The following is a 10,388-nucleotide window of genomic DNA, read 5'->3' as shown; positions in this document are numbered from 1 at the left end:
GCTTTGTGCGTTTCGAACCAAGCGGCTTGATCGCCAATCTCCACAATCTCGACCCTGCCGTCCTTGACGGCGACGATTGGCCAGTTGCCAACGAGCGCATTGTCGATCCCGAACAACTCCTTGCCCCACCACCTTGCGGCGCCGAAGATATGCTTCGGCGGGTTGGCTTTTAGGCTGGCAAGAAGCTCGTCAGGCTCGAAGGTTCCGGCGGTTTCGACACCTTGCTTCCAGACCTGGAGGCAGCCGGGAAACTCCCAAGAGGTGTTGTTCCACTGCTTAGGGAACTGCTTGTCGAACTGCTTGTAGAAGCCTGCCGCGTCGGTAAAACCGGTTGCCGACGCGTTGATGCTGGGATCGTCAAATCGAGGGAAGAAGGCGATTGAGCCTTCCATAAATTCCTTGCTCGTGCGAGCGACCATGTCCGGAAGCAGTTCCAGTCCGGCGTGAAGGATGCGGCCCTTGTACCCCTGGGTGAACAACTGCTCGACCAGCAAAAGCGCGACCGACGGATAGGTTGTGTCGATGCAGACGGTGTCGGGCTTGGCCTGCAGCATGGAACTCACGACAGGCGCGAAGTCGGTTGTGCTGTTGTCGAAATATGCGTCGCTGACGATCTCGAACCCGTGCGCGTCGAAACCCGCGCGCCAGTAAGCGAGCGACGTGCGGCCGGTGACGTCGTCCTGGGCACACAGCGCTGCCGTCTTCAGGTTTGGCTCGACCTTGCGAAGATATTCGACGCCAAGGCCGAAATAGAATGGGTGAACCTCCACGGGCGCCAGCAGGTATTTGCTGTTCGGGTTGAGGTCCGAGACGTACAGAGTGGATGTCAGCATCTTGTTGCGGTTCGAAAAGTCCTGGAGCGCGGACCAGTCGTCGCCGCCGATGACCATCGTGTATTTCACGTCCTGATCCACAAACGCCCGCGCGCCCTGGAGTGTCTTCTCGGCGACATACGCTCCATCGAAGGAGACCACCTGTACGTCGTAGCGCTCGCCCTTGACGTTGATCCCGCCAGCCTGGTTGACCTGATTCGCCCAAACTTCGGCTCCGTTCTTGGCCGGAACCCCCCAGAGCGCGAGATCTCCCGTAAGGGGAGCAAGAGCGCCAACTTTCACGATCTTGTTCGCGGCCCGCAGCACGCTTGGCATGGCAAGCGCTGAGGTAGTGGCCACGGCGCCGACGAGTGCCTGCCGGCGCGTCAAATGCAGATTGATTCTCGACATGTTCGCTCCTCTGATGATCCGGCCATTTTTATCGACTGAGCAATCTATGAATTCGACCGATGAGTCAGATTATGAACATTTTGCGGCTCCCCGCAAGGTGGATTTTCAACGATTTTTGCGAACTGCAATTTGGCACAAAGTATTGTTTTTACGACATTTTATGAAGGTATGAGGTAAAAGTGGGACAATTGACCCAGTTACGGAGATGTGCGAAGGGTCGTCGGGTGGCGCTGAGTTTCGCCAACGCAAAGACGGGCTTGGCGGCACCGACAGGGGGACTCCGCATTTGGATGATACTTTCGACTACATCGTTATTGGCGCCGGATCCGCAGGTTGCGTGCTGGCATCGAGACTGACGGAAAACGGCGAAAACACCGTCCTGCTCCTGGAAGCAGGAGGAACCCACAACGGATGGGACGTAGACATGCCGCTCGCGGTCGAGCGGCTCTTGCGCGACGGTCCACGGAATTGGAACTTCGTCACAGAGGAGGAGCCGCACATGGCACGCCGACGGATCACGCATCCGAGAGGCCGCATGCTCGGCGGTTCGTCGTCAATCAACGGAATGGTCTACACCAGGGGGCACGCCTTGGATTTCGAGTGCTGGGAAAAGGAGTTCGGATGCTCGGGATGGAGCTATGCCGACGTGCTTCCCTATTTCAAGCGAGCGGAAACCTCTTCGAGAGGCGGCAACGCCTATCGAGGCCAGGGCGGGCCTCTGAAAGTTCGGCATCCAGATTTAAGCCAGGACCCCCTTAACGCTGCCTTCGTCAAGGCTGGACGGCAAGCCGGGTATCCGGTGACCGTCGACAGCAATGCCCGCATGATGGAAGGCTTCGGCCCCAATGAGCAGACGATCGCCGGAGGACGCAGGCAAAGCGCCGCACGAGCTTACCTCGACGGAGCAATGGGTAGAAAGAACCTTACGGTGCGAAGCGATGTTCTCGTGGACACAATCACCGTCCAGAACGGCAGGGCCTCGGGGATAGTCTATTTCGACAGGAGCGCGCGGCTGACTGCGAGGGCACGGCGCGAGATCGTCGTATGCTGCGGCGCATTCGGCTCGCCCGCATTGCTTCTGCGCTCGGGGATCGGGCCTGCTGATGAACTGCGGCAGCTCGGCATCAGCCCCGCAGTCGACAGCCCCGATGTCGGAAAAAACCTGCAGGACCATCCGGACGTCACGATCCAGTTTTGGTGCAAGACTCCGCATGGCCTGTACGCGACAACCCGGAATCCGCGGAGGACGCTCGTGGGGTTGCAGTGGTTTCTTCTGAAATCCGGACCAGCCGCCAGCAACCAGTTCGAGGCGGCCGCCTACATCAGGAGCCGAGCGGGCGTCGAATATCCCAACATCAAGCTCGAGTTGCTGCCGCTGGCGTTCGAAGAAAGCGGCTTCACCCCCCGCAAAGGCCCGTCGTTCCAAATCCATATGACCTTGCTCCGTGCGAAGAGCAGGGGACAAGTGACCTTGAAGAACCGTGATCCGCGCGAAGGGCCCGCCATCCTGTTCAACTACCTCGAGGATGGGACGGACATCCAGGTGATGAGAGAGGCAATACGCCTCACGCGCGAGATCGTCGCTCAACCAGCATTCGAGGACATCGCCGGCGACGAGATCGCGCCCGGCCGCGAAATGACGGCCGACGACGATATCGACCAATGGTTACGCCACCATGTCGCGACGGCGTATCATCCGGCGGGAACCTGCAGGATGGGCGGCGACGAAACAAGCGTGGTCGATCCCGCGCTACGCGTACGAGGGATTCGAGGCCTGCGTATCGCCGACGCCTCGATCATGCCGCTGGAGGTGAGCGCGAACTTGAACGCGTCCACCATTATGATCGGCGAGAAGGCATCCGACTTGATCCTGGGAAATCGGCCGCCCGAGAAGGCGGATGCCGAATGGTGGGTCAATCCCAGCTGGCGCATTCAGCAAAGGTGAGCGCTGAACCTGCGCAAATCTTACATGTCCGAGTTTCGGATACGACCAGACCTGCCAATGCCCGCGCTTTCAAGCAAAAGTTCAACGAGTTCGCTGCATAGCGACCGTGCGTTGGACGTGGGGTCAGAAAGATATTGAAGGCTGTATCCATCGATGACCGCCAGAAGCGCTCGCGAGAGCCGCTCCAGATCCCATTGGCAAGTCTCCCCCCCAAGTGACAGCGACTTGGCGAGCATCGACTTGAGCTCGGCAATGTACATTGGATAGATCGTCGAGGCCAAGTCGCGCGACTTCTCTCTCCGCACGGCCCAGAGCGCGAGCTCGAACTGAGCCAGCAGGTCCTCAGGCGTCGCTTCGAACGCTTCCCAGTATGCGTCCAGCATTGCCTGAACCGATGACCGGATCCCTCGGGTCACATGAACGTTGACGGCATCGTTGATCATCAATCTGAGCCACCGCCGTATTGCCGCTCCGAGCAAGGCATTCTTGTTTTCGAAGCAGTAATGCACCGCCGCAAGCGATGCATTTGCCTCCGTGGCCACAGCCCGCATGGTTACCGATCGCACGCCGTCCCGTCTCATCACCAGGATCGTCGCATCGATGAGCTGCTCTCTTCGATCAGCCACCGGGACCCTGACGAATTTCTTGGATCTTGATCGTTTTTTCGCCTTCGCGCGAGGATTGGGTTTCTGCCGCATTCTATCGATCCCTATTGATGTTACCTTGGACGTTGGCTCCAACTCGGCCGCAGCAAGCGAACTGCCGCCACGCCCTCGAACGTGAACGACCGACGGGGCGATCGGCTGAGAATCTCGCGGATCGGATCGGCTCGGCTCCCTTGCCTCGCGGCCTCGTTCGATCATGGTCCGACCAGGCTGTGAGCTCTGTCTGGGCGAAGCCGGCCGATGTCTTGGGGATGTCGCCGCGACGCAATTCTGGCTCTCCTGCTCCCGAACCAGCGGCTGAACCTCACACCGCGACAGGTGCCGGGCTGGCCGATGGCGGAAGCGCGCAAATCACCATAGATAGACGAGTTTCGCCAATATCTCTTGGCCCATGTCGCTCTTTCGCAAACTTCAGCCATGGAAGATTTCCGCCTAGACATCGGTCTCATACCAATGGTACGAAAAAATCGACCTGCTGGACAATTTTTTTCTGGTTGGATACGGCTGCCGGGAAATCGGGCTGCCGCGACAGAAGAAATCCAGCGCTTGCTTCGGAGCGGTTTGGGAGTGATGGACAACTTCGCGAAATTCTTCATCGACGGAAAATGGGTTGAGCCATCGAGCCCTCGATATTTGGACGTTGTAGACCCGGCGACCGAACGGCCTTTTGCCAAGATCGCGCTCGGATCATCGGCTGACGTCGATCGCGCCGTGACGGCGGCACGGAGAGCGTTTGACGACGGCACCGAGATTTCGGTCCCGGACCGCATCGATTTCTTTCGCCGAGTCCTTGAAATCTTTCGTCGCCGCCAGCGGGAAATCGCCGAAATCCTCACTCAGGAGATGGGCGCCCCCATCTCCTTCAGCCTCGAAGCCCAAACTGCGACCTGCATAGCGCATATCGAGGTGATCATCGAAGTCTTGCGAGACTACAGTTTCAGCGAAATGGTCGGCACGACCGCGATCGTCAAGGAACCAGTCGGCGTCGTCGGGCTGATCACCCCTTGGAACTGGCCCATCAATCAGGTGGTCTGCAAGGTGCTTCCCGCTTTGGCGGCCGGATGCACGATCGTGCTCAAGCCAAGCGAGGTCGCACCGCTAGATGCCACGATCTTCGCGGAAATTCTCGCCGAGGCCGGCCTTGCCGCGGGAGCTTTCAACCTCGTGAACGGCGATGGCCCGACCGTCGGCGAGGCGATCGCAAGTCATCCTGGCATCGACATGGTCTCCTTTACAGGTTCCACCCGGGCGGGTGTACGGGTGGCGAAGGCGGCTGCCGACACGGTCAAGCGCGTAACGCAGGAACTCGGCGGGAAATCGGCGAACATAATCCTGGACGATGCGGACCTGGAGACCGCCGTTCGCAACGGTGTCATCGCCTGTTTCTCGAATAGCGGCCAGTCATGCGACGCGCCGACACGCATGCTTGTACCCAAGGACCGATATGCCGAGGCGCTTCGATACGCCGCCGATGCCGCCGAAAGCCAGACAGTCGCGGATCCGACGAAGCCCGAGACTGTCTTGGGCCCGGTCGCCAGCGAAGTTCAGTTCAATAAGATTCAGAACTTGATTTCGAAGGGTATCGAAGAAGGCGCATGCGTGTTGACGGGGGGACTCGGCAGGCCCGACGGCCTCGGCAAGGGCTACTACGTGCGCCCGACGATCTTTTCGTCGGTGTCAAACGACATGACCATTTCGCGGGAAGAAATATTCGGACCTGTTCTTTGCATGCTTTCCTACGGAGACGAGCAGGATGCGGTCCGCATCGCCAATGACACCCCCTATGGCTTGGCCGCTTATGTCCAGTCCGGTGACCCTGTCCGCGCCAGGAAAGTCGCGGCGAAGCTCCGGGCGGGGTCGATCTTCATCAACTATCCCGAATGGGATGCTCGTGCCCCTTTCGGCGGCTACAAGCAATCAGGCAACGGCCGCGAAGCCGGAAGCCAAGGCCTGGCTGAATACCTGGAAGTGAAGGCCATAGTCGGCCACGGTTGAAACCAAGCTGGCAGAAATCGGTTATGTCCCGCAGCCTCTGCGCGCTTCAATGCAAGACCGACCGCTCGAAAAGGAACATGGCGACGGCAAGGTCCTGGTGTCCCCCTCCTCCCGATTTGAAGACGGTGATTTCACGTTCCGACCGCCTGCCCGGCTTGCGTCCTTGGACAAGCTCGAAAAGATCGGCGACATCGTCCGGCTGAACCAGGCCTTTCTCGAGCGGCTCGATGACATCGCCGGAAACCCCTATCGTGGACGACCTTTCGTCGACGAACAGGCGGCCTGCCTTGCGCACCACGTCGTCGTCCGATTCCCGCAGGTCCGGCCTGTAGCTGCCCACCAGGTCGACATGAGCGCCTTCCTTCAGCCATTCGCCTTTGAGGATCGGCTCCGCGGAATAAGTCGCGCAGCTGACAAGGTCGGCTTGCGCCGCGGCTGCGGACGGGTCGGTCACGGCCTCGACCTCGAAGCCCGGCTTGTTCAGCCTTGCAGCCAGGGCCTTGGCTTTCTCCGTGGTCCGGTTCCAGATCAGGACGTGTCGGATCGGCCGAATGGAAGCGTGGGCCGCGATGAGGTAGGGAGCCAGTTCGCCGGCCCCCATCATGAGCATGGTTGAAGCGTCCGGGCGGGCCAGCAGGCGGCTCGCCACCGCCGAGTTGCACGCTGTCTTTACGTTGGTCTCGGCAGGCCCGTCGATGCAGCCGAGCAGTTCGCCCGTGTTGCCGTCGAACAGGACATAAGCGCCCAGGATGCTTGGAAGCCCGCGCTCCTGGTTGCCGGGAAAGACGTTGGCGATCTTGATGCCGAAGGCGCGACCGCGCAGCCAGGCAGGCTGCATGAGGAAGTCGCCTTGGCCGCCGTCTGCCGTCGGCTGCGACAGGATCATCCGGTCCACCGCGTCGCAGCCGGTTGCGTATACCGCAGCGATGGCGTCGATAACGGCGGGGTAGTCCGCCAGGCGATGCACCGCTTCCCGGTCCAGGAACTTCATGATCTTGCCCCCCCGGCACTCCGCACGGACTTACGGTGGAAGGCCGCGGGCGGCCTATCAGGTGTTGTACTGACCAGCATGCCAACGACGCTTCTCGCGCCAGTCGGGCGTGATATGGCGGAATCGGTCGAGGGACAGGTGCTCGATCGGAAGACCAGTGTCGCCCTTCAGGGCGAGATCCGCCATGGCTATGCCGACAGCCGGCGCCATGCCGAATCCGTGCCCTGACGCGGCCACGGTCAGCAGTCCCTCGGGGCTGTCGAAAAGGTGGATCGTCGTCATCTGGTCCGGCGCCATGTCGACGATCCCTGCCCAGGACCGCAGGAACTGGGCCCCTTTGAGGAGCGGGATCGTCTCGATGGCGCGGCGCAGGATGTTGCGCACGATCGGCGTTGTCGGCTTGGGCGATTCCTTGTCAATGTCGAGGTCGATCCATTCGTAGGGGCCGCCGTTCATGTGGAGGTTGCCGCGCTTCGTCTGGCGGATCGACAGGCCGTTGCCGATGAAACACTGATCGAACAGCGGCGGCATTGGCGTCGTCACCAGCGCCTCAAGCCGGACGGGCGCGAGCGGAAACAAGATGCCGAAGGGAGCGAGCAGGAGCGTGTTGTGCGCAGCCGCGCAGAGCGCGACCCGAGGTGCATGGATTTCGCCATAGGGCGTCTTGACGCCCTTGACGCGGCCGCCCGTCGTCAGGACCTCGAGTACAGGCGTGTATTCGCGGATTTCGCCGCCAAGGTCCGTGAAGGCCCAGGCGAACGCCTGCGACGTCCGCTGGGGATTCGCGTGTCCCGACCGAGGGGTGTGGATGCCGCCGAGACAGGTGTCCGTGAGACCCGGGATCATCTTCCTGAGCGCCTGGCCGTCGACGAATTCGAACGCGATATCAGTCTTTTCGAACGACTGGTAGAGCTCTTTCAGTTCGGCGAGCTCCCGCTCATTCACCGCGGCCCAAATGCGTCCTCTCTGGGTCCACTCGGTCGGGTAGCCGAGTTCCTCGTCCAGCCCGTCCCACAGCTTCTCCGCCACTTGCGCAAGCGGGCTCTCCTCGGGCGTCTCGCCCCGAAGGCTCAGGTAGCCGGTCGCCCTCGAGGAGGCCTCGTAAGCCGTTGCGCCTTTGTCGAGAACGACGACCTTCGCCCCCGCTTTGCGAGCCTGGTAGGCGGTCGCCAGGCCGAGGATGCCAGCGCCGACGACGATAAGATCATAGTTCTGCATGATTGCTACCCAATACCGCTCAAGCGTTGCGGGTTTCGTACGGCCACATTTGCCAGTTCAACCGAATGTCGTCGGTCTCGTCGTCGTCGGCGATCAGGGAAAGGTCGACGGGGCGAAGCGGGAAGCGATAGCTTCCGGGCCGGATGTCCTCGGAATCGACGCCGAAGCGTTGCACCAGCGTGAAAGCCGCTTCATCGCGGCAGCGCTTGCCTTGGCAGTGTCCCATGCCAACCCGCGTCATGCGCTTGACGAGGTCCTGGTTAAGGCGCGGCGCCTCGGGGTTGTCCGTTTGGGAGATTGGCACCTGGGGAGAGCGCATCCCCTGGCCAAGATACTTAGGTGGCTCGATATGACTGAATTCGCCCCGCGTCACGCTCTCGCACTGGCACATGACAACTTCCGGACCGCCAGTCTGATGAAGCGCTTTGATCCATTGATGGATGTAGGAGCTCGCGCCCGCAAGGGTTGGACCAGGCGACTGCCGCTCCGCGCGCGCGGCACCTGACATTCTCGCCAGCATCGCTTCGATCATTGCCTCGTCGGCCCTAGGAACGAGATAGAACACGCCGTCAAGGCTGGTTTCGCCCTGCGCGGAGACCTCAGGTACCCAGGACGCGAGTTCCGTCGAGAACCGCATCCGGCATCCCATCGCGGCGGGGAGTTCGACGTTGGGAAGCGTGGCGACCGCGACCGCGATGGAATCGCAGGCGATCTCTTCGCTTCCCGTGCCGTCGAGCGTGACGAGACGCGCTCCTTCCACGGCGACCTTGCCTTTGGCGGAAGAGATGACTGTGCCGAAGTGGACAGGAATGCCCTCGCCCTCGATCCACGCGGCGGCTTCCGGACCCGCGGCGACACTGTCTCCGGGTTCCACGACGCCGACGACGGTAATCTGCTTGGCCCTGAGCGATCGCATCAAGCGGAGGGCGACATCAGCGGTTCCGAGGACCAGAACGCGTTGGCCCTCGAAAACCCCGTAGGAATCGAGAAGCGCGAGGCCCGCCTTTGCGCCGAAGACGCCTGGCAGCTCCCAGCCGAGGAACGACGGCACGAAGTCGCGCACGCCGGAGGCGATGACGAGGAGGTCGTGATCGAGCAGTTCATTGCCCTCTCGGGAAACGAGCCCCGCTTTGGGCGTTCCGATATGGATCGAATTCTCACCGTTTCGGAACGCCCCCCAGAGAATAGTCGACAAGCGGACGTCGATTCCGCTTTCGAGACATTCCATCAGTTCGGGATTCGCCTCCAGAAACGTCTGCCCGATGGCATTGGCGTTGTTGAGAGCCGCAGGCAGTCCGGCACCGTAAAAGTACGGCGCGTCAACCGACATGTCCTTGAGCGCTTGCGGGTGTTCGTCGACCAAGGTCACCCGATGGCCTACCGCATCGGCGGCAAGCGCAAAGCGACACCCGGCCCTACTGGCGCCGAGAACAACGACGGTGCGCGGAGACATCTTTTCTGCCCTTCCTGACGTTCAGTCTTCGTTGACCTGGGAGAGACGTTCCATCGCTTCGGCGTATTCCAGGATCATGTCGTAGATGACGGACTTGACCGAGACGGGCTCGTTCACCAGCTCGACAATCTGGCCGGCGGCGTACGTCATCCAATCCTTCCGGTGAGCCCGCTCCGCACGTCGAAACGGCTCGCCGGAGAGAATCGACTGCATCGGGACCGCTTTCAGCGGCTGCGGAGCGTCGGGACGCTTCCAGGCTTCCGTATACTTCGACCGAATGGCTCGGCAGGGCTTGCCCGTGTAGCCATAGGTGATGACTGCGTCGTCCCCCTTTGCCGCGTAGAGCACGTCCCGCATGTCGGGCGCGAGTTCGCTTTCGACGGTTCCGAGCCAGATCGTTCCGCACCACACGCCTTCGGCGCCGAGGGCAATGGCGGCGGCCATCTGGCGGCCTCGGCCGATTCCACCCGCGGCAAGCACAGGGACCGGAGCGACGGCGTCGACAATCTGCGGCCACAGCACGAGCGAGGAAATCTCGCCCGTATGCCCGCCCGCCTCCGATCCCTGCGCGACGATGATATCGACGCCGGCGGCCACCTGCTTCTGCGCCTGTCGTACGCTGCCGACAAGCGCCCCGAATTTTGCCCCGTAGTCATGAACGCGCTTGATGACGTGATCGGGCGCGACGCCGAGCGCGCTGACGACGAGCTTGACGGGGTGGCGCAGCGCGACCTCGAGCAGCGCTTCGCTCGTCTCGGGACTGAACGCCAGGTTGCGCGCGTATTCCGCATACCAGCCCCTGGCATCCTCTTCCGAGAGCGGCGGCACTCCGTCCCGATCCATCAGGTCGTTGATGAAACGGCGAGTTTCCTCCGGCACGAGTTCACGCGGCGTCTCC

The 10,388-nt window shown here is 61.5% G+C and carries 8 protein-coding genes; 2 read left to right on the top strand and 6 right to left on the bottom strand.

From position 1 onward, the window contains the following. Positions 1-1,223, bottom strand: a 1,223-nt coding sequence (locus EOD07_RS10010) for an ABC transporter substrate-binding protein (RefSeq protein WP_127235317.1), incomplete at its 3' end; no start/stop codon positions are given. Positions 1,224-1,509: 286 nt separating this feature from the next. Between EOD07_RS10010 and EOD07_RS10005 the strand changes: the two genes are divergently transcribed. Continuing rightward, entirely contained in the window at positions 1,510-3,168 is a 1,659-nt protein-coding gene (locus tag EOD07_RS10005) for a choline dehydrogenase (RefSeq protein ID WP_206519448.1), read from the top strand. A gap of 20 nt (positions 3,169-3,188) precedes the next feature. On the opposite strand, the gene EOD07_RS10000 is transcribed toward EOD07_RS10005, so the two are convergent. Next, complete coding sequence (locus EOD07_RS10000; protein ID WP_164772152.1) at positions 3,189-3,866, bottom strand: TetR/AcrR family transcriptional regulator; 678 nt, start codon at positions 3,864-3,866, stop codon at positions 3,189-3,191. Between the two features lie 537 nt (positions 3,867-4,403). Between EOD07_RS10000 and EOD07_RS09995 the strand changes: the two genes are divergently transcribed. Beyond that, positions 4,404-5,828, top strand: a complete 1,425-nt coding sequence (locus EOD07_RS09995; protein ID WP_127235318.1) for an aldehyde dehydrogenase family protein — start codon at positions 4,404-4,406, stop codon at positions 5,826-5,828. Between the two features lie 46 nt (positions 5,829-5,874). Here EOD07_RS09995 and EOD07_RS09990 read toward each other — a convergent pair whose 3' ends face one another. From EOD07_RS09990 to EOD07_RS09975, 4 genes are all read right to left on the bottom strand, one after another. After that, on the bottom strand, positions 5,875-6,819 hold the full coding sequence (locus tag EOD07_RS09990) for an ornithine cyclodeaminase family protein (protein ID WP_127235314.1): 945 nt from the start codon (positions 6,817-6,819) through the stop codon (positions 5,875-5,877). Between the two features lie 57 nt (positions 6,820-6,876). Then, the gene (locus tag EOD07_RS09985; protein WP_127235313.1) at positions 6,877-8,037 is read right to left on the bottom strand and encodes an FAD-binding oxidoreductase; all 1,161 of its coding nucleotides are present in this window, start codon (positions 8,035-8,037) and stop codon (positions 6,877-6,879) included. 19 nt (positions 8,038-8,056) lie between these two features. Beyond that, positions 8,057-9,490 carry an FAD-dependent oxidoreductase gene (locus EOD07_RS09980; protein ID WP_127235312.1) on the bottom strand — a complete coding sequence of 478 codons (1,434 nt, stop codon included), beginning with the start codon at positions 9,488-9,490 and terminating at the stop codon, positions 8,057-8,059. Positions 9,491-9,511: 21 nt separating this feature from the next. Further along, positions 9,512-10,388: nitronate monooxygenase (locus tag EOD07_RS09975; protein ID WP_164772151.1), on the bottom strand; the 877-nt coding region annotated here is incomplete at its 5' end.

This window comes from Mesorhizobium sp. M2C.T.Ca.TU.002.02.1.1, from assembly GCF_003997225.1.
The sequence above is the reverse complement of the archived record's forward strand: the minus strand, read 5'-3'. Positions and strand labels throughout refer to the sequence as shown.

Bases quoted from the DNA above. Each gene is read 5' to 3' on its own strand.
- EOD07_RS10000 (WP_164772152.1), bottom strand. From the start codon at position 3,866: ATGCGGCAGAAACCCAATCCTCGCGCGAAGGCGAAAAAACGATCAAGA.
- EOD07_RS09995 (WP_127235318.1), top strand. From the start codon at position 4,404: ATGGACAACTTCGCGAAATTCTTCATCGACGGAAAATGGGTTGAGCCA.
- EOD07_RS09990 (WP_127235314.1), bottom strand. From the start codon at position 6,819: ATGAAGTTCCTGGACCGGGAAGCGGTGCATCGCCTGGCGGACTACCCC.
- EOD07_RS09985 (WP_127235313.1), bottom strand. From the start codon at position 8,037: ATGCAGAACTATGATCTTATCGTCGTCGGCGCTGGCATCCTCGGCCTG.
- EOD07_RS09980 (WP_127235312.1), bottom strand. From the start codon at position 9,490: ATGTCTCCGCGCACCGTCGTTGTTCTCGGCGCCAGTAGGGCCGGGTGT.